This is a genomic window from Streptomyces sp. NPDC043685, from assembly GCF_056436585.1.
Map to the genome: position 1 here is coordinate 631,747 of NZ_JBWKCH010000001.1, position 24,378 is coordinate 656,124.

Genomic DNA, 24,378 nt, shown 5'->3' on the forward strand with positions numbered 1-24,378 from the left:
CACTCGGCCCGCGAACCGGGGGTGTCGCGATCTATCGTGTTTCGGTACGCTGCCGTCGTGGACCTTCACCAGCAGGACCAGAAGCCGGCCCTTCAGCGGCAGGAGCCCGCCGTCTCCGCGCTGCGCGCCTCCGACGCCGAGCGCGACCGTATCGCCGACGTCCTCCACGACGCCCTGGCCGAGGGCCGCCTCACCGCCGACGAGCACGCCGAGCGCGTCGAGGGGGTGCTGCGCGCCAAGACGGTCGGCGAACTGGAGGTCTTCATCCGGGACCTGCCCGCCGCCCACCGCCGGGGCCCCGGCCCCTCCCACGCCCCGGCCCCCCAGCGCCCCACGGCCGGAGCCATCCCGATCGACCCGGACGACAACGTGGTCGCGGTGTTCAGCAGTGCCGTCCGCAAGGGCCGCTGGCGCGCGGGCCGCCGCATCCACGCCTACGCGATCTTCGGCAGTGTCGAGATCGACCTCAGCGAGGCCCTCTTCGACCACCAGCAGGTCGTCGTCAAGTCGTTCGCGGTCTTCGGCAGCGTCGACATCCGCGTCCCGGAGAACGTGTCGCTGCGCGGCATGGGCGGCGGCGTCCTCGGCAGCTTCGAGGTGGCCACCCTCGACTCGGGCGAACCGGAGGCCCCCATCGTCTACATCGACGGCTGGGCCGTGCTGGGCAGCGTCGAGGCGCGGCCCCGGCGCGGCAAGGTCGTCGCGGACATCATGGACCGGGTGCAGCGCAAGGTCGACAGGGGTTTGCGCAAACACCTGGGCCATTGACAGTCGCGAACCCTCCCTGCCCGGCGGTTCGGAACTCAGTGCATAGGCGCGCGTACAGCGGGTAGGCCTTGCTGCATCGTCTCTCGCTCGCGAAGCCGTCGTCAGGAGTAGACCGTGCTGCAACCGCCGCATTCGTCCGTGCAGGTAGCTGCCGTTCCGGCCCCGCGGGTGCCAGCGCGAGACAGGGACCAGGACGCCCCGTGGCACACCGAGGCGGTGTGCCGGCGGGACGAGGCAGGCCTGTTCTTCGCTCCCTCCAAGGAGCCGACCGCCGCGAGGCTGTCCCGGGAGGAAGCGGCGAAACGGGTCTGTGCACGCTGCCCGGTGATGGTCGAGTGCCGTGAACACGCCCTGCTCCAGCCCGAGCCCTACGGCGTCTGGGGCGGCCTCACCGCGGCGGAGCGCCGCGTGGTGCTGGCCCGGCGCCGCCGCCGGGACATGGAGCTGAAGAAGACGGCCCGCCCCGCGAATCAGATAGCGGCGGCGGGCTGACGGTCCGGCGGCACGAGAAGGGCGCCCCCACCGCACCGGGGGCGCCCTTTCGTTGTGCCGGTCCGCTTCCGTCCGGGGTCACTTCCCCTTGTCGAAGTCGATCGCGCTGTAGGCACGCAGCTTGCTCAGCCGGTGCTCGGAGGAGATCCGGCGCACCGTGCCCGACCGCGACCGCATGACGATCGAGTCGGTCGTGGCGGTCTCCGCCCGGTAGCGGACCCCGCGCAGCAGCTCGCCGTCGGTGATGCCGGTGGCCACGAAGAACACGTTCTCGCCGGTGACCAGGTCCTCGGTCGTCAGCACGCGGTCGAGATCGTGCCCCGCGTCGATCGCCCGCTGCCGCTCCTCGTCGTCCTTGGGCCACAGCTTGCCCTGGATCGTGCCGCCCAGGCACTTCACCGCGCAGGCGGAGATGATGCCCTCCGGCGTGCCGCCGATGCCGAGCAGCAGGTCGACGCCGGTGCCCTCCCGCAGTGCCAGGATCGAGCCGGCCACATCGCCGTCGGAGATCAGCCTGATGCGGGCGCCGGTCTCCCGGATCTCCTTGATGATGCCCTCGTGCCGGGGGCGGTCGAGGATCACCACCGTCACGTCCTCCGGCGCGGACCGCTTGGCCTTGGCGACCCGGCGGATGTTCACCGACACCGGGGCGTTGATGTCGACGAAGTCGGCCGCCTCGGGACCGGTGACGAGCTTGTCCATGTAGAAGACGGCGGACGGGTCGAACATCGACCCTCGCTCGGCGGCGGCCAGCACCGCGATCGCGTTCGTCATGCCCTTCGCGGTCAGCGTGGTGCCGTCGATCGGGTCGACGGCGATGTCGCACTCGGGCCCGGTGCCGTCGCCCACGCGCTCCCCGTTGAACAGCATCGGGGCTTCGTCCTTCTCGCCCTCGCCGATCACGACGACGCCGTTCATCGAGACGGTGGAGACGAGGGTGCGCATGGCGCGCACCGCGGCACCGTCGGCGCCGTTCTTGTCACCCCGCCCGACCCAACGGCCCGCGGCCATCGCCGCCGCCTCGGTGACCCGGACCAGTTCCAGGGCGAGGTTGCGGTCGGGGGCCTCGGAGGGCACATCGAGTTCGGACGGCAAGTGATGATGCTCGGTCATCGGAGCGCACCTTTCTGTACGACGACGGCCGGATGAGGGTGTTGTCGCACGACTCTATCTCCGAGTCGCCAAAATGAGCAGGGGCCCCCACGGATGAGCGCAGCAGGGACCTGCGACGATAGGGGCGTGGCAGGCGAGAACGGCAAGCAGAAGACGGCGCGGGACATGATCCTCTCCATGGGAGTCATCGTCCTGGTGGCCGGCTTCGTGTACCTCTTCATCCCGCACGACGACAGCGCGCCCGACGTGAAGGCCGTCGACTACCGGGTCGAGCTGCTCACGGCACGCCGTGCCGCCTCGTACCCCGTGGCCGCCCCCGAGGGCCTGCCCGCCACGTGGAAGGCCACCTCCGTCCGCTTCCAGGGGGACAAGTTCGACGCCTGGCACCTCGGCTTCCACGACCCCGAGGGGGAGTACGTGGCGGTCGAGCAGTCCACTCAGCGGCGCCCGGTCTTCCTCGACGAGGCGACGCAGGGCGCGCGGGAGACCGGCAGGACCGAGAAGATCGACGGCCGGACGTGGACCCGCTACGAGGGCGGCCGGTACGACGCGCTGGTCCTGGAGGGCACCAAGGGCGCGACGACGGTCGTGACGGGCACCGCGTCGTTCGCGCAGCTGACGAAGATGGCAGGGGCGCTGGAGACGAAGTGAGCCCATGACGAAGGCCCCCGGCGTGTGTGCCGGGGGCCTTCGTCGTGGGTCGTGTCCGTCGGTCAGACGGTCGTGACGACCTGGTCGAAGTCCAGTCGCGGGGAGCGCGGGTGCCAGGCGTCCGGGCCCGGGCGGCCGATGTTGACGACCATCAGCGGGGTGTGGTCGTCGTCGAGGAACTCCTTGCGGACACCCTCGAAGTCGAAGCCGGTCATCGGGCCGGCGGCGAGACCGGCGGCGCGCACGCCGACGATGAAGTACGCGGCCTGCAGGGCGGCGTTCATCGCGGCGGCGCTCTCACGCGCGGGGCGCTCGGCGAAGAAGACGTCCTTGGCCTGCGGGAAGGCCGGGAACAGGTGCGGCAGCTCCGCGTGGAACTCGTTGTCCGCGGAGAGGATCGCCACCAGCGGGGCGCTCGCCGTCTTGGCCCGGTTGCCTTCGGCCATGTGCGCGACCAGGCGCTCGCGGGCCTCCGCGGAGCGGACCAGCGTGATGCGCAGCGGGGTCTGGTTGAAGGCGGTCGGACCGTACTTGACCAGGTCGTAGATCGCCTGCACCTGCTCGTCGGTCACCGGCTCGTCGGTGAACGTGTTGGCGGTGCGGGCCTCGCGGAAGAGCAGGTCCTGGGCGGCGGGGTCAAGAACGAGGGACATGAAGGCACTTTCTCGTGTCCGGTCCGGAAGATCGGCTGACGTCTTCGACCGTACGCCAGTGAAGTTCAACATTCAACTACTGCGGGAGTGTCGTGTATCACTCCGGACCGAACCGCCCTCGTTACTCCGCGTCCCCGTCCTCCGCGGCCTCCTCCGCCAGCGCCGCGTCAAGCCGCGCCCGGGCCCCGTCGAGCCAGCGACGGCACACCTTGGCCAGCTCCTCGCCGCGCTCCCAGAGCGCGAGGGACTCCTCCAGCGTCGTACCGCCCGCCTCCAGGCGCCGGACGACCTCGATCAGCTCGTCCCGCGCCTGCTCGTACCCGAGCGCCTCGCTCATGCCCGGTGTCTCATCAACCTCGCTGGTCATCCACCCACCCTATGTGTCCACTCGTACGGAGAACTCACCCTCGGAGACCCGGGCCCGCAGGGCCTCCCCGGCCTCCACCTCGCCGGGGTCGCGGACCGCGTGCCCGTCCGCCCTCTGCAACACGGCGTACCCGCGCTTCAGGGTCGCGGCGGGGGAGAGGGCCACCACGCGCGCGTGCGTGTGCGTCAGCTCCGAGTCGGCCCGGTCCAGCTGGTGCCGCAGACAGCGCCGGCCCCGGTCCAGCAGATTCGCCACCTGGTCGGCCCGCTCGTCGATCATCCGGTGCGGATCCTCTATCGACGGCCGCGCCAGCGCGTGCGCCAGCCCCCGCTCCTCCCGCTCCACGATCGCCGCCACGCACCGCCGCGCCCGGTCCCGCAGCTGCCGCACCCGCTCGTACTCCTCGCCGACGTCCGGCACGACCTTCTTCGCGGCGTCGGTCGGGGTGGAGGCGCGCAGATCGGCGACGTAGTCCAGCAGCGGGTTGTCCGGCTCGTGCCCGATGGCGGACACCACGGGCGTACGGCACTGCGCGACCGTCCGGATCAACTGCTCGTCGGAGAACGGCAGCAGGTCCTCCACGCTGCCACCGCCCCGGGCGACGATGATCACGTCCACGTCGTCGAGCGCGTCGAGCTCCTTCACGGCCTGCACGACCTGCGGCACGGCGTGCACACCCTGCACCGCGACGTTGCGCACCTCGAAGCGGACGGCGGGCCAGCGGTGTCGGGCGTTCTCCAGCACGTCCCGCTCGGCCGCCGAGGCCCGGCCGCAGACCAGCCCGACCAGCTGCGGCAGGAACGGCAGCGGCTTCTTGCGCTCCGGCGCGAACAGCCCCTCGCGCGCCAGGGCCTTCTTCAGCTGCTCCAGCCGGGCCAGCAGCTCCCCGACGCCCACCGGCCGTATCTCGGCGGCCCGCAGCGACAGCTGGCCCCGCGGGGCGTACCACTCGGGCTTCGCCAGGACGACCACCCGGGCGCCCTCGCTCACCACGTCCGCGACGGCGTCGAACACCTGCCGGTAGCAGGTGACGCTGACGGAGATGTCGTACGACGGGTCCCGCAGTGTCAGGAACACCACACCGGCACCCGGGCGCCGCGACAACTGCGTGATCTGCCCCTCGACCCACACCGCCCCGAGCCGGTCGATCCAGCCTCCGATGAGCCGCGACACCTCGCCGACGGGCAGCGGGGCTTCCGGAGTCGTGTTCACAGCCATGCCCGCGAGAGTAGTGGGCGGCACCGACAACCCGGCTCAGCCGCCCTGCGGACACCGGCACCTCACGGGGGCGGCGGCACCGCCCGCCGGCTTCCCTGCACCGCCAGCACCACCAACCCCACCGCCAGCCACACCGCGCCCACCGCCTGGGCGGTTCCCGACGCCTCCACGATCACGGCGACGGTGATCGCCGCCCCCGCCGCCGGTGCCAGGACATGGCGCCACCAGACGACCGGGCCGCCCCGGCGCTTCACCGCGAACCAGCCCACCACGCTCGCGTGCAGCAGCGTGAACGCCGTCAGGGCACCGATGTCGACCACCGACACCAGCTGGTCCATGCCGTCGTCCCGGCGGGCCGCCCACACCGCCGCAACCAGGGTGATGACGGCCGCGCACAGCAGCGCCGGCCGGGGCACCCCGTTCCTCGTCCGGGACAGCGCGTGCGGCAGCCGCCGCTCGCGCCCCATGGCGAACAGCAGCCGGCCCGCCGCGGCCTGCCCTGCCAGCGCCGCGAAGGCCGCACCGATCGCCTTGCTCACCGCCACCAGGTCGTGCAGCCAGGTACCGGCCGAGGCGTCCAGCGTGTCGTAGAAGGCCGTCCCCTGGCGCCCCGGCTCCGCCGCCAGACGTGCCGACGACACCGGCTCCAGGAGCGCCACGAGGTAGGTCTGCGCGATGAACAGCACACCCGCGAGCGCCAGACAGAACAGCAGCGCCCGCGCGATCTTCGCCGAACCGCCGGTGACCTCCTCCGCGAAGGAGGCGATCGCGTCGAACCCCAGATACGACAGCACCGCCACCGACACCGCCCCGAGCACCGCCGACAGCGCGAACGCCCCCTGCGTGCCGTCCCCCGTCAGCGGCGACAGCCAGCCCCGCTCGGCGCCGTCCCGGGCCAGCACCACGACCGCCGACACGACGAAGACCAGCAGGACCACGACCTCCATCGCCAGGACCACGAAACCCACCCGGGCGGCGGCCCGTACGCCCCGCAGGTTCAGCAGCGTCGTCACGACCACCGCCAAGGCCGTCCACACCCACCGCGACACCTCGGGGACCAGCGCGTTCATCGCGACCCCTGAGAACAGGTAGGCCACCGCCGGGATCAGGACGTAGTCGAGCATCGCCATCCAGCCCGCCACGAACCCGGCGCCGTGCCCGAGCCCCGCCCGCGCGTAGGCGAACACCGAGCCCGCCTGGGGGACCACCCGGACCATCTGGGCGTAACTGAACGCGGTGAACGCCATCGCGATCGTGGCGACAAGGTAGACCAGCGCGACGGCGCCGTGCGACTTGGCGTCCAGCGTGCCGAACACGCCGACCGGTGCCATCGGGGCGATGAACAGCAGCCCGTAGACGACCAGGTCCCGGAAGCCGAGACTGCGCCGCAGCGCGGGTTCCCCCTCGTCCGCACGGGCCTGGGTTCCGGTCCCGGACATCGCGCCTCCGCTCCCGCTGTACGTCACTCGCGCCGCGCGATGTCAGTCTTCCCGGGGACTCCACACGCACGCGATCTCTGACCCGCCGAACGCGGCCTTACGATGGGACGCATGTCTGCTTCGCCTGGCCGCCGTGTCCTGCTCGCCGCCCCCCGTGGCTACTGCGCGGGTGTGGACCGCGCCGTGATCGCCGTCGAGAAAGCCCTGGAGCAGTACGGCGCTCCGGTGTACGTCCGCCACGAGATCGTCCACAACAAGTACGTCGTGCAGACCCTGGAGAAGAAGGGCGCGATCTTCGTCGAGCGGACGGAGGAGGTCCCGCCGGGCAACATCGTGATGTTCTCGGCGCACGGTGTGGCCCCCGTCGTCCACGAGGAGGCCAAGCAGGGCCGCCTCGCCACCATCGACGCCACCTGCCCGCTGGTCACCAAGGTCCACAAGGAAGCCGTCCGCTTCGCCGACGACGACTACGACATCCTCCTGATCGGCCACGAGGGCCACGAGGAGGTCATCGGCACCTCTGGTGAGGCCCCCGACCACATCCAGCTCGTCGACGGCCCCGGCGACGTGGCGAAGGTCGAGGTCCGCGACCCGTCCAAGGTCGTCTGGCTCTCCCAGACCACGCTGTCCGTCGACGAGACCATGGAGACCGTTGACGCCCTGAAGGAGAAGTTCCCGCAGCTCATCTCCCCGCCCAGCGACGACATCTGCTACGCCACGCAGAACCGCCAGCTCGCGGTGAAGCAGATGGGCGCCGAGTCGGACCTGGTCATCGTGGTCGGCTCCCGCAACTCCTCCAACTCCAAGCGGCTCGTCGAGGTCGCCAAGATCGCGGGTGCCCGCGCGGCCTACCTCGTGGACTTCGCCGACGAGATCGACGAGGCCTGGCTGGAGGGCGTGACCACGGTCGGCGTCACCTCGGGCGCCTCCGTCCCGGAGATCCTGGTCGAGCAGGTCCTGGAGTTCCTCTCCCGGCGCGGCTTCGAGGACGTCGAGATCGTCAAGGCCGCCGAGGAGTCCATCACCTTCTCCCTGCCCAAGGAGCTGCGCCGCGATCTGCGCGAGGAGGCCGCGGCCCTGGTCGCCGAGCGCACCGGCGCCGGGACCGGTGAAGTTTCCGGGGAGTGATCGGGGAGTGCTCGCGGACAGGCCGGGCGGCACCCCCGTCCGGCCTGTGACGGTCAGTCGTTCGTCGTAACGTAGGGCCATGCAGATCTTCGGAGTGGACATCGGCGGATCCGGGATCAAGGGCGCCCCGGTGGACCTGGACAAGGGCGACCTGGCCCAGGAGCGCCACAAGGTCCTCACCCCGCACCCGGCCACGCCCGACGCGGTGGCCGACGGCGTCAAGCAGGTCGTCGACCACTTCGGCTGGACGGGCCCGGTCGGGGCCACCTTCCCGGGCGTGGTCACCGACGGAGCCACCATCCGTACGGCGGCCAACGTCGACGACAGCTGGATCGACACCGACGCCCGCGCGCTGCTCGGCGAGCGGCTGGGCGGACTGCCCGTGACGGTGGTCAACGACGCGGACGCGGCGGGCGTCGCCGAGATGAACTTCGGCGCGGGCCGGGGCCGCCGGGGCACGGTCATCCTGCTGACCCTCGGCACCGGCATCGGCAGCGCGGTCTTCGTGGACGGCGTCCTCGTCCCCAACACCGAGCTGGGCCACCTGGAGCTCGACGGGCACGACGCGGAGAAGCGCGCCTCCAGCAAGGCCCGCGAGGACCACGACATGACGTGGGAGCACTGGGCGGCACACCGGGTGCGCAAGTACCTCGCCCATGTGGAGATGCTGTTCTCGCCGGAGCTGTTCATCATCGGCGGCGGCGTCAGCCGCAAGTCCCACAAGTTCCTGCCCTACATCGAGGGCCTCAAGACGGAGATCGTCCCGGCGCAGCTCCAGAACAACGCGGGGATCGTGGGCGCGGCGATGCGGGCGGCCGGCCACTAGGGCCGTCGCCGGACCTCAGGCGGCACAGCGGCGGCCGGGCTCCAGGGCCCGGCACACCATGGCGCGTCCCGCGCCGGTGGGTGTCTGACCGGCGGCCCGGCACCAGCGTCCGTCCCGCGCCGGGAGGTGTCAGACCGGCGGCCGGGCTCCTGCCGTCCGCCGCCGGTGCACCATCCGGATCCGTCGGACGATCACGATCAGCCCGGCGATCAGAGTGCCTCCGTAGAGCCAGCCGGCCTGCGTGGCGAGCGCCGTCAGCAGGCCCATCAGGGTGCCGCTCGACCCGTCCTCCCCGTCCGCCACCGGCACGAGCCCGACGGCGAAGGCGATCGGCACGACCACGGGCGCGGCCATCAGGTCCCCCCGGCGCACCCAGAGGGCGGTCAGCGCGCACACCGGCAGGAACAGCACGCCGTACGCCGTCAGGGACGCGCCGAACAGCGCCGCGCACAGCGCGCCGAGCAGGAACATCGCCGCCGTGCAGAACAGCGCGCTGCCCAGGCCCGTCAGCCGGGGGTTCGGCAGCCGGCCGGCAGCGGACGCCGGTGCGGGCGCGGGCCGCCGTACCGGCGCGGGGCGGGGCCGCGGCTGGGGCGGCCGGGCCGCGCGCACGGGCTCGCCGCCCGCTCCCCGCCCCGCCTGCGACGGCACGGGCTGCCGGGGCGGCCTGGGCCGGTCCCGTCGCGGTCCGTGCTGTCGCGGCCCGTCCTGGCGCGGTGCGTCCTGTCGCGGTGCGTACTGGGGAGATCGCGTCCTGTATTGCTCCACCGCACCAACTTAGGTCGTTCAATATGCCGAATAGGCCTTCTGACACGCCGTGGGTCGCGGCTTGGCCAAGCGTTCGATACGTCGCCGGGCCGGTTCCGGACACGCCGTAGACTGGTGGATCGGCCGGTCCCCTGGCCTCCTGGCCCTCCACTCACGGGAAGTCGCAACGTGTCGCTCACGATCGGAATCGTCGGTCTGCCGAATGTCGGCAAGTCGACCCTGTTCAACGCCCTGACCAAGAACGACGTGCTGGCGGCCAACTACCCGTTCGCCACCATCGAGCCGAACGTCGGCGTGGTCGGCGTCCCTGACCCCCGCCTGACGAAACTGGCGGAGATCTTCTCCTCGCAGCGGGTCCTTCCGGCCACGGTCGACTTCGTCGACATCGCCGGCATCGTGCGCGGCGCCTCCGAGGGCGAGGGCCTCGGCAACAAGTTCCTGGCGAACATCCGCGAGTCCGACGCGATCTGCCAGGTCATCCGGGCCTTCAAGGACGAGAACGTCGTACACGTCGACGGCAAGGTCTCGCCCAAGGACGACATCGAGACGATCAACACCGAGCTGATCCTCGCCGACCTGCAGACCATCGAGAAGGTCCTGCCGCGCCTCCAGAAGGAGTCGCGCATCAAGAAGGACATCGCGCCGAAGGTCAAGGCCGTCGAGGACGCCAAGGAGATCCTGGAGAAGGGCGACACGCTCTTCGCGCACGGCCTCGTCCAGGGCAGCGAGCGCGCCGAGCTCCTGCACGACCTGCACCTGCTCACCACCAAGCCGTTCCTCTACGTCTTCAACGTCGACGAGGACGAGCTGACCGACGAGGACTTCAAGAACGAGCAGCGGGCCCTGGTCGCCCCCGCCGAGGCGATCTTCCTCAACGCCAAGCTGGAGGCGGACCTCGCCGAGCTCGACGAGGAGGAGGCCCTGGAACTCCTCCAGTCGGTCGGCCAGGAGGAGCCGGGCCTGGCGACCCTCGCCCATGTCGGCTTCCGCACGCTGGGGCTCCAGACGTACCTGACGGCCGGCCCCAAGGAATCCCGCGCCTGGACCATCAAGAAGGGCGCCACCGCCCCCGAGGCCGCCGGTGTCATCCACACCGACTTCCAGAAGGGCTTCATCAAGGCGGAGGTCATCTCCTTCGACGACCTGGTGGAGACCGGCTCGGTGGCGGAGGCCCGCGCGAAGGGCAAGGCGCGCATGGAGGGCAAGGAGTATGTGATGCAGGACGGGGACGTGGTGGAGTTCCGCTTCAATGTCTAGCCGGTGACCTGACACCACTTCGCTGATCTGGCAAACACGCAGGTCAAGTGGGGCCTGACTCCTCGGGGTCAGGCCCCTTGATTTTTACCGTGCCGGCACGGTCCGGGTGAAGTCCGAGCGCGGGCCCCGCCCGGCCTGAGCCGCCGCGCGCGGGGACCTTATGGCGCGGACATGCAGCCTTGCGTGCCGTGCACCGGTCGCCGAGAAAATTGCGTCGGGGCGGCAACCTTCTCGTCCTGTGCGGTAACTGGGAGCCGGAAGGCCGAGTCGGACTACCGGATGGACGGGCATGAGGGCAATGAAGCGCGCCGCGCCGCAACCGTGGCGCAGGCGCGGACCGGTCACGGCACTGCCGTGCGGCCGGACGTCGCGCAGCCGACCGGCGTCCGCTTCGCCCGGCATTGACCAGCCCGCCGGTCAGCCTTCAGCGCCCCGCAATCGAGCACGACCGACGTTCGAATCCCGGGCCGGGCACTGTTAGGCTGCGCCCCCGTTGTTGTTTAAGATGCAACCAACGCGCACATCATGGCAAGGAGAGGGCGACCGGGGGATGGTCCTCGATGACGCGTCCGCGGAGTTCCACGAATTCTTCGAACGCCACTATGCCGAGCTTGCCCGTCTGGCATACCTGCTGACCGGCGAGAGCGACGCGGCGGACGACCTCGCGGCGGATGCCCTGGTCGCCCTGTGGCAGCGCTGGGACCGCTTGCGGCAGGCCGACCACCCGCTCGCCTACGCCCGTGGTGTGGTGGCCAACCTGGCGCGGGGACGGATCCGCAGCGCGATGCGGGAGCGGCGTCGGATCACGCTGTTCTGGTCCCGCAGCCCCGAGAAGGTGGAGGGGCCGGACATGGCGGCCGTGCTGGACGTCCGCGCGGCGCTCGCCCGGCTGCCGTTCCGCAAGCGCGTCTGCGTGGTGCTGCGGCACGCCCTCGACCTGTCGGAGAAGGACACGGCGGCGGCGCTGGGCATATCGGTCGGAACGGTGAAGAGCCAGACCTCGAAGGGAATGGCCGAGCTGGAAAAGCTCCTGGGCGCACACGCGGCCGGGGACCTGGTGCCAGGGAGGAGGAACCGGTGAACGAGGAAATCGCCCGTCGGCTGCGCGAGGCCGCCGAGGCCCACCGGCCCGACCGCGCGCGGATGCTGGCCCGGGTGGAACGCGGCATGGCCGGCCCCGCCGTCCGCCACCGCGCGCGACCGTTCGCGCGGTCCGGGACCAGAGTCGCCCTCGCCGGGCTCGCCGCCGGCGGCATCCTGACGACCGGCGGCCTCGCCGTGGCCGCCATCATCGCGACCCCGTCGCCGTCGCCCACCGTGACCACGCCTGCCACCCCGTCCCCGACCGTCAGCTCTCCGCCCCCGACGTCGGCCCGTCCCACCCCTGTCGCGCCGCCCCCGGTCTCCACCCCGGGCAGCTCGCGCCCGACTCCGTCGGCCACCAGTCCCTCGCCGACCGGCGGCGAGAACCAGAACGGGCCGCTGTGGTCGGCCGGCTCGCTGGATCCGAAGAGCACCGTCTACTGGACCCAGAGCAACCTCGCCCTCAAGACGACCCAGCCGCTCACCTCGCTCACGGTCGAGATCCGGATCGTGCAGACCGGCGGGGCGAAGAACACCGGCACCTGGCAGACCCTGCCGAATGGCGACTTCACCGTCACCGTCCAGGAGGCCGGCGGCGCGCTGGTCTACCGCTGGGTCCTCAAGCCGGGCCTGACCGTGCCGGCCGGGAGCCATGAGTTCGCCGCGCAGTTCAACAACGGCCCCGGCGTGCGCAGTGCCGCGGGCGACGGCTACCGCGTCGACGCACAGGGTTCGGGCGGCTCCGCGTCGGTCCGGGGAGGGTTCGTCCCGACCCGGTGAACGCCGCTCTGCGGCAAGGCGACGGCGACGGCGGCGGCCGCGAAGGCAGCACCGTGCTGCGGCCGGACCTCGCGGGGCCGCTTCCCTTGATCGCGGCAACCTTTGTGTGCAGGGCGGCAACTGACAGGCACCGGGGCTGGAACAAAGCCCGCCGTGCCAGAAGGACATCCCGTTGTCAGATCAGAACCGCTCTCATCGCCGCCGCCCGGCGACCCGCCGCGTGATCGCCGCCGCCGTGGTCCTCGCCGCCGCAGGCGCCGCCGTACCACTGGTCGCCCTGGCCGCTCGCACGCCGGAGGCCGCCGCACCGGCCACGGCCGCCGACGCGGCGGCCGGCAGCGGCCGTTACTTCGGCACGGCAGTGGCCGCGGGCAAGCTCGGCGACTCCACGTACTCCGCCCTGCTCGACCGGGAATTCAAGATGATCACCCCGGAGAACGAGATGAAGTGGGACGCCACCGAACCCTCCCGCGGGTCGTTCACCTTCGGGCCCGCCGACCGGATCGTCGACCACGCTTCCGCGCACGGCCAGCGCCTGCGCGGCCACACCCTGGTGTGGCACTCCCAACTGCCCGGCTGGGTCAAGTCCATCACCGACGCCGGCACCCTGCGCACGGTGATGAAGAACCACATCACCAACGTGATGACCCACTACAAGGGCAAGATCTACGCCTGGGACGTGGTCAACGAGGCCTTCGCCGACGGCGGCAGCGGCCGGCACCGCAGCTCCGTGTTCCAGGACGTGCTGGGCAACGGCTTCATCGAGGAAGCCTTCCGCACCGCCCGGGCCGCCGACCCCGCCGCCAAGCTCTGCTACAACGACTACAACATCGAGAACTGGTCCGACGCCAAGACCCAGGGCGTCTACAGGATGGTCAAGGACTTCAAGTCCCGCGGTGTGCCCATCGACTGCGTGGGTTTCCAGAGCCATTTCGCATCCAGCGGCCCGCCGGCGAGCTTCCAGACCACCCTGTCCAACTTCGCCGCGCTCGGCGTGGACGTGCAGATCACCGAGCTCGACATCGCCCAGGCGTCGCCGACCGCCTACACCAAGGCCGTCCAGTCGTGCATGAACGTCGCTCGCTGCACGGGCATCACGGTGTGGGGCATCCGCGACAGCGACTCCTGGCGCACCGGTGAGAACGCCCTGCTGTTCGACGCGGGCGGCAACAGGAAGCCCGCCTACGACGCGGTGCGCACCGCCCTGGGCGGCAGCGGCAGCGGCGGCAGCAGCACGCAGGCCGGGGGCATCACCTCCGGCACCGTCTACACGCTCGCCAACGCCGCCGCCGGACGCGTTCTCGACCAGCCCGCGGGACACAACGCCAACGGCACCCCGCTCCAGGTGTGGGACGCCAGCGGCGCCTCCAACCAGCAGTGGCGGGCGGGCCGCAACAGCGACGGCTCCTACACCCTGACCAACATCGCCAGCGGCCGGGTGCTGGACGAACCGGCCAACCGGACGGCCAACGGGACGAGGACGACGGTCTGGGACGCCAACGGCGGCGCCCACCAGCGCTGGAAGGCCCGCCGCAACAGCGACGGCTCCTACACGCTGACCAACGTCGCCAGCGGGCGGGCGCTGGAGATCCCCGGCGGTCGGACCGCCAACGGCACTCCCGTCCAGATCTGGGACACCAACGGCGGCGGCGCCAACCAACGCTGGACCTTCCAGCCGACCGCGGCGCCGAGAAGCGACACGTGTGCTCTTCCGTCGACGTACCGGTGGACCTCGACGGGTGCGCTGGCTCAGCCGGCGAACGGGTGGGCCTCTCTGAAGGACTTCACCACCGCGACCCACAACGGCAAGCACCTGGTCTACGGGTCGAACTACTCGGGATCGGCCTACGGCTCGATGGCGTTCGGCCCCTTCACGAACTGGTCGGACATGGCGTCGGCCCGCCAGACCGGCATGAACCAGAAGGCGGTGGCGCCCACGCTGTTCTACTTCGCGCCCAAGAAGATCTGGGTGCTGGCCTACCAGTGGGGTCCGTGGCCCTTCAGCTACCGTACCTCCAGCGACCCCACCGACCCGGGCGGCTGGTCCGCGCCGCAGCCGCTGTTCACCGGCAGCATCCCCCGCACCGAGTCCCCCACCGGCCCGATCGACCAGACCCTGATCGCCGACGACAAGAACATCCACCTGTTCTTCGCCGGTGACAACGGCAAGATCTACAAGTCGACCATGCCGATCGGCAACTTCCCCGGCAGCTTCGGCTCGTCGTACACGACCGTCATGAGCGACACGGAGAAGAACCTCTTCGAGGCGCCGCAGGTCTACAAGGTCCAGGGCCGGAACCAGTACCTCATGATCGTCGAGGCTCGCGGGGCGAGCGAGCGGCGCTACTTCCGCTCCTTCACCGCCTCCAGCCTGAACGGTCCGTGGACCCCGCAGGCCGCCACCGAGTCCAACCCCTTCGCGGGCAAGGCCAACAGTGGTGCCACCTGGACCAACGACATCAGCCACGGTGACCTGGTCCGCACCAACCCCGACCAGACCATGACCATCGACCCCTGCAACCTGCAGTTCCTCTACCAGGGCAAGTCCCCCGACACCCCGCCGAACACCTCCTACGACAACCTGCCGTACCGCCCCGGCATCCTCACCCTGAAGCGCTGACCCGCCTGACGGAGAAGTCCCCAGCCCGACGAAGTTGACGAAAGGCGCCCCCATCGAAGAGATGGGGGCGCCTTTCTCTGTCTTTCATCTGCTCACCGCTACTTGAGCGCTGCACCGCCCGAGTGGTGATAGGCGATCGTCTTGTTGATCAGGTTTTTGCCGTCCGACTCGACCGTGGTCTGTTCGTCCTGCCCCGGACCGAAGAACAGGCCGGCGATGTGGGCGTCCGCGACCTGGTCCATGTGGGCGAACAACCAGTCGACCTTGTCGTCCTTGTAGTGGTTGCGGGTGTTGTTCTGCGCCATGTTGCCCACGGGGATCTGCCACAGGACCACCGGCTTGCCGAAGGACTCGGCCATCGTCTTGTAGAACTTCAGCGCGGCGGCGGCCTTCTGGTCGGTCCAGAAAGTGTCACGGCCGCCGTGGGCCGGCTGTGCGTACCAGCCCGCGTCGCGGTCCGACACATCCCTGACCAGGAAGTCGGCGTTCTTCGCCCCGAGGTTCGCGTAGTCCTTGACGCACGCCTGTGTGTTGGTCTCCCAGTCGAAGCAGGAAAGGTGCAGCCCCACGGCGGTGTTCGGCGCGTACTTGTGCGCCATCGAGATCAGGCACTGGGCGAGTCCGGTGGCGCTGTTCTCCTGCGACCCGCAGTCCTTCGGATTCGCGCCCGAGACCTGTGCGGGAACCTGGCGCGGATCGCCGAGCGAGCGGACGTAGCCCCAGAAGTCGGGCTCGAGGTCGATCGCGTCGTGCGACGTGCCGATCTTCTGGAGGAAGAAACGGTAGTCGTTCAGGTACCGGGTGAGCAGGTCGAGCCGGTTGATGGCCTTGACCTCGCCCGGACCGTCGCCCTCGCCTGCCGCATCCCCGAGGTCGCGCAACGAGTACCAGGTCCAGAGCATCTTCTGCGGACGCGGGCTGCCCTTGTACGTCGCCTTGGCCGCCACGTCGTCCCGCCAGGTCACGTACGTGCCGGGCGCCGTGGTGCTGCCGTTCCAGCAGCCCCACCAGCTCGACCACGCGTCCTTGCAGCGCGCTGCGGTGTAGTAGTCCGACGAGGGCGCGGGCCGGCTGTGCACATAGGCGTAGCGCGCGTCGAACGGCGCGGCGGTCGCCGAGGCGTCGGACATCGAGCCGCCGATGATCACCTTGTCGCTGCCCATGAACCGCTTCGTCGAGATGCCGCCACCACCCGCGGGCGACGAAGGCGAAGACGAAGACGAAGGCGACGGTCGTGTATCGCTCGGAGTCGGGCTTGCGGGAACGCCGCTGCCCGGCGCGGTGGGCGTACCGGCGCCGCCGACGCTCCCGACCGGGACGAGTTGCCACTGCTGATCGGCGCGGCCCCGGTCGCGGTTCTGGACGACACCGCCCCCGTCGGCCTTGGCGGCGTTGCTGACACCGACAGCCATGCCACTGAAGCGATTGACCAAACGCACGTAGCCGTTCGACGACTTGGCCAGTTCGAACTGCTGGTTGGTGCCGTTGAGGTCTTTCCACTGCACGATGGCTGAGCCGGCGGTCTTCGACCAGCCGAGGTCGTCCAGCACCTTGCCGGAGGTCCGGTTCTTCAGCCGGTAGTACCCGTCACCCGCGTCGATGAACCGCCACTGCTGGTTGGCCCCGCCGTGGCGCGCCCACTGCACCACCGCCGCGCCGTCGTTCTTGGCGGAGCCGCGGTCGTCCAGCACCTTGCCGCTGTTGCGGTTGACCAGTACGTACCACTTCTTCAGGTCGAGGGTCTTCTGCTTCTGCTCCGCCGAAGCCTGGCTGACCACGACAGCCGAGCCGGCCACGATCACCATGGCGAGACCACCCCATAGGCCCCGACGCGCGAGCAACCGACTACCACGATGCTTCGGACGACCACCGCGCGTACCGCCGTCGGCGCGGTGGCTGCCGCCGCGGGACGCCACCGGTGACGTGGGCGGACCGGGGACATGTCTGTGCTCTCGTTCCAGGGACATGCCTGTGCTCTCTTTCAGCTGTTGCATCTGACCGGACCACGTGGCCGGACAACACTGAGTGGCCAGAGAGGCCGAAGAGGTTGCCGCGAAGATCCACAGAACTTTTCTCTGCGGGCCGGACGGTCACCCTGAAGCTCACTTCCGCCGATCACGGACCGCTTGGTTCGCGTGCTCCCGCCGCCGGCGTGAGCGCTCCTGCCGGGACCGGCGGAGGGCGGCGATGCCCGTCGACGCGGTGAGGGCCAGGGCGGCCAGGAGCAGTGCCCGCTTCGCATGGTCCGGAAGGGCTGGGGGTGGTCGGGGCGGGTCCGGCTTCTGGGTGAGGTCGCGGGTGATGCGCTGCCAGACGCGTTCGGGGGGTGCCGTCGGGAGGTCCACCAGGTGCGCGGCGCGGGCCGCCGTGACCACGCGGGTCAGCATCCGCAGGTCGTCGCGGCAGCGGTGGCACCGTTCGAGGTGACGCAGGGCCTCGGCGTCCGCGTCGGTCGGGGCCGCGTTGCGCAGCGCCAGTTCCACCAGGTGCGCGGGCTCTACGTGGGCCACTGCGCCCTCCCGAACGGTTCCGTCGCGAGGACGAGGTGGGGCAGGCCGTCCTTCCTCGCGGTGACGCGGGAGCGGCCGGACACGGAAGGGTCGTCGGGGTCGGCCATGTTCCCCTGATCTGCGACGCCTGCCGGGCTCACGGGTGCGGCCGGGTGCGACGGCCGGTCCGGGCAACCGAGGGCGGCTGCCGGAGCGGCAGCCGCCGTGATCGGTCCGGTCGGCCGTCGCCCGCCCTCAGCCAACGCCACGGGGCGAGGACGTCATGCCGCTGAACGTCTGGGTCGCCAGGGCCAGGTTCTTGTCCTCGGCACTGCCCCAGGCGTAGACGACGTTGCCGGTGTTCGCCGAGAGTTTCAGGTCGGCCGGTCCGATGGCCACGGTGTCCGTACCGGCGAGCACCACATCGGTGTTGAGGGAGCCGGCGTCGACCTCGGCGGTGTCCTCCTTCGGGTTGGTGAGATTGCTGAAGACCGGTTGGCCACCCGCCCGGACGTCGACGGCGGGTGCTGCCGCTACATGACGGACCGTCAGCCGGGCCTTGCCGGCGTCCACCTGGGAGACGTCGTTCGTGAAGGTCGTCAACTCCGGTTCACCGTCGGCGGAGAGGTGGGCGGCGACCGTGGCGTTCGCGCCCTCGGGCACCTCGATCTTCTTCTCCAGTGCCGGAGTTCCACCGGGACCCTTGCCGGCTTCGAAGATCTGGATGTCGTACGTGCCGGCGGTGAGGGAGCGGGGGTCGCTCACCGTGCCGGGCTTGAAGTCGCCGATCAGTTCGTCGCCGTTGGCGTACACGTCCACGGTCATGCCGGGGATGCCGTGGAAGACGGACACCACGGCCTTGTCCTGCTGGCCGGCCAGGGCGGGAGCGCAGACGCCGAGGGCCAGGGCGCAGGCACCGGCCGAGGCGGCGAGGGTGAGGCGGGTGGAGGAGATGCGGGTGGAGGAGATCATGGGAATCATCCCTTCGACAGCCCTTGGAAGGGCTCTCCGTCGGGTGCGGAGTCTCGGTCCTTTTTCTGGTGCGGGGACCGCAGTGGATGCGTGCACTGCGGCACCTGCGAGGGGTCCGTGTCGGAGACCGGGGGCTGCTCGATGACCGTCCGCAGCCGGTGCAGGCCGCGGCGGGCGTGGCTCTTGACCGTGCCCAGGGGCATGCCGGTCCGTTCGGCGATCTGCGCCTGGGTGAGGTCCTCGTAGAACGCCATGCACAGCACCTCCCGCTGATGACGCGGCAGCCGGGCGAGGGCGTCGAGGAGCAGGACCCGGTCCAGGACGTGGTCGGGCGCCGTCTCGTCGGGCCCCGCGGTGTCCGCGGCGCTGCCGGCCGAGTCGATGAGCGTCAGCCGCCGCGTCCGGGCCGCCAGCGCGTCGACGATCTTCCGGCGGGTGATGCCGACCAGCCAGGCGCCGAGCGGACCGCGTTCGGGGCGGAACCCGGCCCGGCCGTGCCAGGCGCCGAGGAAGACCTGCTGGGTCACGTCCTCCGCCTCGTAGGTGTCGCCGAGCAGTCGGGTGGCCATGGTGTGGACGAGCGAGCCCCAGCGCCGGTAGATCGCGGCGAACGCCTCCTCGTCGGCGGCGGCGAGGCCACGGGCCAGCTCCTCCTCGTACCGCGTTTCCTCCGCGGGCGCGTGCGCGGCCGGGGTGGTGAGTCGTGTGTCGGTGATCATGGCCTGGTTCCTCCTGCAGTGGGTCGTGCGGGGACGGAAGGCCGTCTGCCGAGCCGCACCTGTCGCGCTGTGCCGAGCCGCGACCACGGGCTCCACGCCAGTGTTCGGTGCACAAACGACGCGACTCAACATGCGTCGTTTGTGCGTCGTACAGTCGGAGGCATGGGTGTACACGAACGGGACACCGAGGACCGCGGGCCCCGGGTCCCGCCGGCCGGCGGCGGCCTGACCACCGGGGAGGTGGCCAGACGGCTGGGGGTGGCGCCCACCACGGTCCGGACGTGGGACCGCCGCTACGGCCTCGGACCCGACGGGCACACCGGCGGCCGGCACCGGCGGTGGACCCCCGCGGACGTGGCCCGGCTGGAGCGGATGTGCGCACTGACGGCGACCGGGATACCGCCCGCCGAGGCGGCGCGCACGGTACTCGGCGAAGCGACGCAGCAGGCGGCCCCGGACGGTCCGACCGCCGACGCGCCCTCGGCGGCCCGCCCGCGGACCTCCCCGGCGCCCCTGCCGCAGACGCCCGCGGAGGCGTCCCCCGGCGGCCCGAGCTCCGGCGCGCCGCCCCGGCCCCCCGCCTCGACCCGGGCCCGCAGCCGGGCGGGCAGCGGTCTGCGCCTCGGTGACGCGCGCCAGGAGTGCAAGGGCATCGCCCGCGCCGCCCTGCGCCTGGACGCCGCCGCGCTGGACGACCTGCTCCAGGCCGCGATCACCGAGCACGGGCTGGTCGCCGCCTGGACCGAGGTGATCATGCCGACCCTCCAGGCCGTCGGCCGCTCATGGGAGAGCTCGGGCGAGAAGTACGTCGAGGTCGAGCACTTCCTGTCCTGGCACGTCTCCGGCGCGCTGCGGCGCGCCGCACCGCCCGCGGCCGCCGACCACCCGGGCGCGACCGTCGTGCTCGCCTGTGTGCCGGGCGAGAACCACACCCTGCCCATGGAGGTGCTGGCCGCCGCGCTCGCCGAACGGGGGCTGCCGGTGCGGATGTTCGGCGGTGCCCTGCCCGTGGAGTCCCTGGTCACGGCCGTACGCAGGACGGGCCCCGCGGCGGTGGGGCTGTGGGCGCAGTCCCGCACGACCGCCAGCCGGCCGCTGGCCCAGCACGTGGCCGCGATGGAGTGGGGCGTACGGGGTGCCCGCCGCAAGCCGGTCGTGCTGACGATGGGGCCCGGCTGGGCCGGCCGTTCCGTCACCGGCCTGCCGCGTCCCACGGGCCTGGCCGAGGCCGTCTCCCTGCTGGAGTCGGTCCTGTCGCGCTAGGGCCCGCCGTTTGGATCATGCCGGCGTCGCGGAGCGTGGCACGCACCTCTGCCGCGACAGGCCCTGATTCCGGCCGACTGCATCCGAAAGCGGCCGCCCGCCCGAAGCGGTGAGCGAGCGGAACACAGTCGACCGGGCGGCCGGGAGCGTGGTGTGGAGATGAGCGGCGCGGCGGACCCGGTGAGCCGGGGGCCCGCCGAAACGTCGGACGTGGTGGTGATCGGGGGCGGCGCGGCCGGCCTCAGCCTCGCGCACCGGCTGGTCGAGACCGGCGCCGTCACCGTGACCGTGGTGGAACCACCGGACGGTCCCACGCGGCCCCCGGAGCGGACCTGGTGCTACTGGGACCGGGACGGCGGCGACCTCGACGCCGCAGTCACCGCGACCTGGCCGCTGCTGCGGGTGCACGGCCCCGACGGCAGCCCGCACACCCTCGACCCGGCCCCTTCGCGCTACCGCATGATCCGCTCCACGGCGTTCGAACGTCTGGTGCACGGCCGGCTGGCGCGTTCCCCCGGCGGGCGGCTGCTGCGGGCGACGGCCGACAGCGTGCGGGACGGTCCCGCGGGCGCGGAGGTCCGCTGCACGGCACCCGGCGGCCGGACGCTGACCCTGCGTGCCCGGTACGTCTTCGACTCGCGGCCCCTGCCCGCCCTGCCCCCGGCCCGGACGCAGCTGCTCCAGCACTTCCGCGGCTGGTTCGTGCGCACCCGCACCGGCCGGTTCGACCCGGCGGTCGCCGACCTCATGGACTTCCGGGTGCCCCAGCCCCGGCACGGACTCGCCTTCGGGTATGTCCTCCCACTGGCCCCGGACCGGGCCCTCGTCGAGTACACCGAGTTCTCCCGCACCCCCCTGACCACCACGGCTTACGAGGCGGCGCTCGGCCACTACGCCCGGGACGTGCTGCGCCTGGGCGAGTTCACCGTGGAGACGGCCGAACAGGGCGTCATCCCCATGACCGACGCCCGCTTCCCCCGGCGGAGCGGGGCGGCCGTGTTCCGCATCGGGACGGCGGGCGGTGCCACCCGGCCCGCCACCGGCTACACCTTCGCGGCCGTGCAGCGGCACAGCCGTGCCATCGCCGACGCCCTGCGCGACGGCCGCGCCGCCGTGCCCCGGCCGCACGGGCGGCGGGCGCTCGCCATGGACGCGGTGCTGCTGCGGGCCCTGGACACCGGGCGGATCGACGGCCCCGCGTTCTTCACCGGCCTGTTCCGGCGTACGCCCCCGCAACGCCTGCTGCGCTTCCTCGACGGCGCCACCTCCGTCCGGGAGGAGTGGGGCATCGGACTGCGCACCCCCGTGGGCCCGATGCTGCGCACCGCGTGCGAAGTGCCCTTCCTGCCCCGCCGCACCCACCCAACCCCAGGAACCAGAACCGGAGAGAGCCCTCGATGACCCTGCTGCGCGACCACGATCTGGCCCACGCCTTCGACCACGCGTCCGGCACCTACGACCGCCTCACAGGCCTCAATCCCGGCTACCGCACCGACCTGCTGCGCTCGGCCCGCCGGCTGGGCCTCCCGGCGGAAGGGGCCGGTCTGCGCCTGCTCGATCTCGGTTGCGGCACCGGCGCCTCCACCCGGGCCCTGCTGCGGGCCGCGCCCCGGGCCCGGATCACCGCCGTGGACGCCTCCGCGGGCATGCTGCGGCGGGCGCTCGCCAAGCCGTGGCCCGACGGGGTGCGCTTCCTGCACCTGAGTGCCGAGGAACTGCCGACGGCCGGCGAAGGCCCGTTCGACGCGGTCTTCGCCGCCTACCTGTTCCGCAACGTCTCGGACCCGGACGGCGTCCTCCGCACGGTGCGCGAACTGCTGCGGCCGGGCGGGCGGCTCGCCGTCCACGAGTACAGCCTCGGCGGCTCGCCCGCGCACCGCGCCCTGTGGACGGCCGTGTGCCAGGGGGTGATCATCCCGGCCGGGACGCTCACCGGCGACCGGGCCCTGTACCACCACCTGTGGCGCAGTGTCCTCGCCTTCGACACGGCCTCCGGTTTCACCGGGCGGCTGACGAGGGCCGGGTTCACGGGCGCACGGGCCCTGCCCCTCGCCGGGTGGCAGACCGGCATCACGCACACCTTCGTCGCCCGCAACGGGTCAGCCGCGGCCGGGGAGGCCACTCGATGAGTCCTCCGATGAGTCCCTTGGAGAGCACACCCGAGAGCCGCCGGGCGCGCACCCGCCCGGCCGCCCGGCGGGGCCGGGACCGCAAGGCCGAGGTCCTGATGCCGGCGCCCGGGCGGGACGGGTTCGCGCCCGGGGACGCACCGTCCGTCGCCGTCGTCGGCGGCGGCATCGCCGGACTCGCCGCGGCCACCGGACTGGCCGAACGCGGCGCCCGGGTGACCCTCTACGAACGGGAGGAGTCCCTGGGCGGCCGCCTCGCCGGCCACCCCACCCGGCTGGCGGACGGCTCGGACGTCACCATGAGCCGGGGCTTCCACGCCTTCTTCCGGCAGTACTACAACCTGCGCGGCCTGCTGCGGCGCACCGACCCCGCCCTCGCCCGCCTCACCCCCCTGCCCGACTACCCCCTGCGGCACAGCGGCGGGCTGACCGACGGCTTCGCCCGCGTCCCGCGCACCCCGCCCCTCAGCGCCCTCGGGTTCGTCGCCCTCAGCCCCACCTTCGGCCCGCGCGACCTGGCCGCCCTGGACGCCCGGGCGGCGCTGCCGCTGATGGACGTGCGCGTGCCCGACGTGTACACACGCTTCGACCACGTCAGCGCGACCGACTTCCTGGAACGCGTCCGCTTCCCCGAGGCCGCGCACCACCTGGCCTTCGAGGTGTTCTCGCGCAGCTTCTTCGCCGATCCGCGCGAACTCTCCGCCGCCGAGCTGATGCTGATGTTCCACATCTACTTCCTCGGCTCCTCGGAGGGGCTGCTCTTCGACGTGCCCGACGAGCCCTTCCCGCAGGCCCTGTGGGAACCGCTCGCCGACTACCTCCAGCGCCTCGGCACGACCGTCCGCACCGGCACGCCCGTCCTCGCCGTGGAACCCGCCGGTCACGACGGGGCCGAGGTGCGCACCGGCACCGGCACCGGCCGGTACGACGCCGTGGTGCTCGCCCTGGACACCGCGGGGCTGCGCCGGGTGGTGGCCGCCTCGCCCGGCCTGGGCACCGCTGCCTGGCGCGAGGACATCGCCGCCCTGCGCACCGCCCCGCCGTTCCTCGTCTCACGGCTCTGGCTGGACCGGCCGGTGCGCGCCGACCGCCCCGGCTTCCTCGGCACCAGCGGCTACGACGGCCTGGACAACATCAGCGTCCTGGAACGCTACGAGGGCGAGGCCGCCCGCTGGGCCGCGAAGAACGCCGGTTCCGTCGTGGAACTGCACGCCTACGCCGTCGGCCCGGGCGCGGACCCCCAGGGCGTGCGGGACGCGCTGCTCGGGCAGTTGCGGCGGATCTACCCGGAGACCCGTCAGGCGCGGGTCGTCGACGCCCGGCACGAGTGGCGCTCCGACTGCCCGCTGTTCCCGGTCGGCACCCACCATCGGCGCCCCACCGTGGAGACCCCCCACCCGTGGCTCGTGCTGGCCGGTGACGGGCTGCGCTGCGACCTGCCCGTGGCCCTGATGGAACGCGCCGCCACCACCGGCTTCCTGGCGTCCAACGCCCTGCTCGCCGGGTGGGGTGTCCGGGGCCAGGTGCTGTGGACGGTGCCGCGTGCGGGCCGCTCCCGGGTGCTGCGGGCACTGGGCGCGCTCGCGGCCCGCCCACCACACCGGTGACGCCAGGTCGGCCGGAGGGGCCACCCCGGCCGGTCC

Annotated in this window: 22 protein-coding genes and 1 pseudogene; 13 read left to right on the forward strand and 10 right to left on the reverse strand. The window is 71.9% G+C overall.

Annotated elements, in window-relative coordinates:
• Positions 1-57 precede the first annotated feature (57 nt).
• Entirely contained in the window at positions 58-768 is a 711-nt protein-coding gene (locus AC0665_RS03005; RefSeq protein ID WP_478507283.1) for a DUF1707 SHOCT-like domain-containing protein, read from the forward strand.
• A 114-nt stretch (positions 769-882) separates the two neighbouring features.
• Complete coding sequence (locus AC0665_RS03010) at positions 883-1,260, forward strand: WhiB family transcriptional regulator (RefSeq protein ID WP_031103048.1); 378 nt, start codon at positions 883-885, stop codon at positions 1,258-1,260.
• Positions 1,261-1,338: 78 nt separating this feature from the next.
• Here AC0665_RS03010 and glpX read toward each other — a convergent pair whose 3' ends face one another.
• Complete coding sequence (gene glpX, locus AC0665_RS03015) at positions 1,339-2,373, reverse strand: class II fructose-bisphosphatase (protein WP_030842703.1); 1,035 nt, start codon at positions 2,371-2,373, stop codon at positions 1,339-1,341.
• Positions 2,374-2,499: 126 nt separating this feature from the next.
• On the opposite strand from glpX, the gene AC0665_RS03020 reads away from it, so the two are divergent.
• On the forward strand, positions 2,500-3,024 hold the full coding sequence (locus AC0665_RS03020; RefSeq protein ID WP_363117058.1) for a DUF4245 domain-containing protein: 525 nt from the start codon (positions 2,500-2,502) through the stop codon (positions 3,022-3,024).
• Positions 3,025-3,086: 62 nt separating this feature from the next.
• Here the strand turns inward: AC0665_RS03020 and AC0665_RS03025 are convergent, their stop codons facing one another.
• From AC0665_RS03025 to AC0665_RS03040, 4 genes are all read right to left on the reverse strand, one after another.
• Positions 3,087-3,677: a malonic semialdehyde reductase gene (locus AC0665_RS03025; RefSeq protein WP_468407198.1), complete on the reverse strand. Its 591-nt coding sequence runs from the start codon at positions 3,675-3,677 to the stop codon at positions 3,087-3,089.
• Positions 3,678-3,798: 121 nt separating this feature from the next.
• The gene (locus tag AC0665_RS03030; RefSeq protein WP_468407200.1) at positions 3,799-4,044 is read right to left on the reverse strand and encodes an exodeoxyribonuclease VII small subunit; all 246 of its coding nucleotides are present in this window, start codon (positions 4,042-4,044) and stop codon (positions 3,799-3,801) included.
• Between the two features lie 9 nt (positions 4,045-4,053).
• A complete protein-coding gene (xseA, locus tag AC0665_RS03035) occupies positions 4,054-5,262 on the reverse strand; it encodes an exodeoxyribonuclease VII large subunit (protein ID WP_478704307.1) in 1,209 nt (402 codons plus the stop codon).
• A gap of 62 nt (positions 5,263-5,324) precedes the next feature.
• Positions 5,325-6,701, reverse strand: coding sequence for an APC family permease (locus AC0665_RS03040; protein ID WP_478704308.1), 1,377 nt, complete (start codon positions 6,699-6,701; stop codon positions 5,325-5,327).
• A gap of 102 nt (positions 6,702-6,803) precedes the next feature.
• On the opposite strand from AC0665_RS03040, the gene AC0665_RS03045 reads away from it, so the two are divergent.
• Positions 6,804-7,829, forward strand: a complete 1,026-nt coding sequence (locus AC0665_RS03045; RefSeq protein WP_468407206.1) for a 4-hydroxy-3-methylbut-2-enyl diphosphate reductase — start codon at positions 6,804-6,806, stop codon at positions 7,827-7,829.
• Between the two features lie 79 nt (positions 7,830-7,908).
• Complete coding sequence (gene ppgK / locus AC0665_RS03050; RefSeq protein ID WP_478704309.1) at positions 7,909-8,655, forward strand: polyphosphate--glucose phosphotransferase; 747 nt, start codon at positions 7,909-7,911, stop codon at positions 8,653-8,655.
• A 129-nt stretch (positions 8,656-8,784) separates the two neighbouring features.
• On the opposite strand, the gene AC0665_RS03055 is transcribed toward ppgK, so the two are convergent.
• Complete coding sequence (locus tag AC0665_RS03055) at positions 8,785-9,423, reverse strand: DUF6542 domain-containing protein (protein ID WP_478704310.1); 639 nt, start codon at positions 9,421-9,423, stop codon at positions 8,785-8,787.
• Positions 9,424-9,591: 168 nt separating this feature from the next.
• Here AC0665_RS03055 and ychF point away from each other — a divergent pair, with 168 nt between their 5' ends.
• The 4 genes from ychF (at position 9,592) to AC0665_RS03075 (ending at position 15,163) form a co-directional block, all read left to right on the forward strand.
• Positions 9,592-10,680 carry a redox-regulated ATPase YchF gene (ychF, locus tag AC0665_RS03060; RefSeq protein ID WP_363117066.1) on the forward strand — a complete coding sequence of 363 codons (1,089 nt, stop codon included), beginning with the start codon at positions 9,592-9,594 and terminating at the stop codon, positions 10,678-10,680.
• Between the two features lie 550 nt (positions 10,681-11,230).
• Positions 11,231-11,761, forward strand: coding sequence for a SigE family RNA polymerase sigma factor (locus AC0665_RS03065; RefSeq protein WP_478604795.1), 531 nt, complete (start codon positions 11,231-11,233; stop codon positions 11,759-11,761).
• A complete protein-coding gene (locus tag AC0665_RS03070; RefSeq protein ID WP_478704311.1) occupies positions 11,758-12,543 on the forward strand; it encodes a superantigen-like protein SSL4 in 786 nt (261 codons plus the stop codon). The genes AC0665_RS03065 and AC0665_RS03070 overlap by 4 nt, the downstream gene beginning before the upstream one ends.
• A 220-nt stretch (positions 12,544-12,763) precedes the next feature.
• A complete protein-coding gene (locus AC0665_RS03075) occupies positions 12,764-15,163 on the forward strand; it encodes a non-reducing end alpha-L-arabinofuranosidase family hydrolase (RefSeq protein WP_478704426.1) in 2,400 nt (799 codons plus the stop codon).
• A gap of 98 nt (positions 15,164-15,261) precedes the next feature.
• On the opposite strand, the gene AC0665_RS03080 is transcribed toward AC0665_RS03075, so the two are convergent.
• The 4 genes and pseudogenes from AC0665_RS03080 to AC0665_RS03095 form a co-directional block, all read right to left on the reverse strand.
• A complete protein-coding gene (locus AC0665_RS03080) occupies positions 15,262-16,968 on the reverse strand; it encodes an RICIN domain-containing protein (protein ID WP_478704312.1) in 1,707 nt (568 codons plus the stop codon).
• Between the two features lie 297 nt (positions 16,969-17,265).
• Complete coding sequence (locus AC0665_RS03085; protein ID WP_478604786.1) at positions 17,266-17,673, reverse strand: hypothetical protein; 408 nt, start codon at positions 17,671-17,673, stop codon at positions 17,266-17,268.
• Between the two features lie 234 nt (positions 17,674-17,907).
• Positions 17,908-18,633 (reverse strand): DUF4397 domain-containing protein, encoded by a 726-nt coding sequence (locus AC0665_RS03090; RefSeq protein ID WP_478507281.1) that lies wholly within the window; start codon positions 18,631-18,633, stop codon positions 17,908-17,910.
• 107 nt (positions 18,634-18,740) lie between these two features.
• A pseudogene (locus tag AC0665_RS03095) lies at positions 18,741-19,343 on the reverse strand (sigma-70 family RNA polymerase sigma factor); the annotation flags it as partial.
• Positions 19,344-19,505: 162 nt separating this feature from the next.
• Between AC0665_RS03095 and AC0665_RS03100 the strand changes: the two are divergent.
• From AC0665_RS03100 to AC0665_RS03115, 4 genes are all read left to right on the forward strand, one after another.
• Entirely contained in the window at positions 19,506-20,606 is a 1,101-nt protein-coding gene (locus AC0665_RS03100; protein ID WP_478604784.1) for a MerR family transcriptional regulator, read from the forward strand.
• 159 nt (positions 20,607-20,765) lie between these two features.
• Entirely contained in the window at positions 20,766-22,007 is a 1,242-nt protein-coding gene (locus AC0665_RS03105) for a lycopene cyclase family protein (RefSeq protein ID WP_478704313.1), read from the forward strand.
• Positions 22,004-22,735, forward strand: a complete 732-nt coding sequence (locus AC0665_RS03110) for a class I SAM-dependent methyltransferase (protein WP_478704314.1) — start codon at positions 22,004-22,006, stop codon at positions 22,733-22,735. Before AC0665_RS03105 ends, AC0665_RS03110 begins: the two co-directional genes overlap by 4 nt.
• 8 nt (positions 22,736-22,743) lie before the next feature.
• Positions 22,744-24,342, forward strand: coding sequence for an FAD-dependent oxidoreductase (locus AC0665_RS03115; protein WP_478604778.1), 1,599 nt, complete (start codon positions 22,744-22,746; stop codon positions 24,340-24,342).
• Positions 24,343-24,378 lie beyond the last annotated feature (36 nt).

What these genes read in the sequence shown, in the direction of transcription:
- glpX (WP_030842703.1), bottom strand. Translation starts at nt 2,373, where the DNA reads ATGACCGAGCATCATCACTTGCCGTCCGAACTCGATGTGCCCTCCGAG.
- AC0665_RS03025 (WP_468407198.1), bottom strand. Translation starts at nt 3,677, where the DNA reads ATGTCCCTCGTTCTTGACCCCGCCGCCCAGGACCTGCTCTTCCGCGAG.
- AC0665_RS03030 (WP_468407200.1), bottom strand. Translation starts at nt 4,044, where the DNA reads ATGACCAGCGAGGTTGATGAGACACCGGGCATGAGCGAGGCGCTCGGG.
- xseA (WP_478704307.1), bottom strand. Translation starts at nt 5,262, where the DNA reads ATGGCTGTGAACACGACTCCGGAAGCCCCGCTGCCCGTCGGCGAGGTG.
- AC0665_RS03040 (WP_478704308.1), bottom strand. Translation starts at nt 6,701, where the DNA reads ATGTCCGGGACCGGAACCCAGGCCCGTGCGGACGAGGGGGAACCCGCG.
- AC0665_RS03045 (WP_468407206.1), top strand. Translation starts at nt 6,804, where the DNA reads ATGGGACGCATGTCTGCTTCGCCTGGCCGCCGTGTCCTGCTCGCCGCC.
- ppgK (WP_478704309.1), top strand. Translation starts at nt 7,909, where the DNA reads ATGCAGATCTTCGGAGTGGACATCGGCGGATCCGGGATCAAGGGCGCC.
- AC0665_RS03065 (WP_478604795.1), top strand. Translation starts at nt 11,231, where the DNA reads ATGGTCCTCGATGACGCGTCCGCGGAGTTCCACGAATTCTTCGAACGC.
- AC0665_RS03080 (WP_478704312.1), bottom strand. Translation starts at nt 16,968, where the DNA reads ATGGTGATCGTGGCCGGCTCGGCTGTCGTGGTCAGCCAGGCTTCGGCG.
- AC0665_RS03090 (WP_478507281.1), bottom strand. Translation starts at nt 18,633, where the DNA reads ATGATTCCCATGATCTCCTCCACCCGCATCTCCTCCACCCGCCTCACC.
- AC0665_RS03100 (WP_478604784.1), top strand. Translation starts at nt 19,506, where the DNA reads ATGGGTGTACACGAACGGGACACCGAGGACCGCGGGCCCCGGGTCCCG.
- AC0665_RS03105 (WP_478704313.1), top strand. Translation starts at nt 20,766, where the DNA reads ATGAGCGGCGCGGCGGACCCGGTGAGCCGGGGGCCCGCCGAAACGTCG.
- AC0665_RS03110 (WP_478704314.1), top strand. Translation starts at nt 22,004, where the DNA reads ATGACCCTGCTGCGCGACCACGATCTGGCCCACGCCTTCGACCACGCG.
- AC0665_RS03115 (WP_478604778.1), top strand. Translation starts at nt 22,744, where the DNA reads ATGAGTCCCTTGGAGAGCACACCCGAGAGCCGCCGGGCGCGCACCCGC.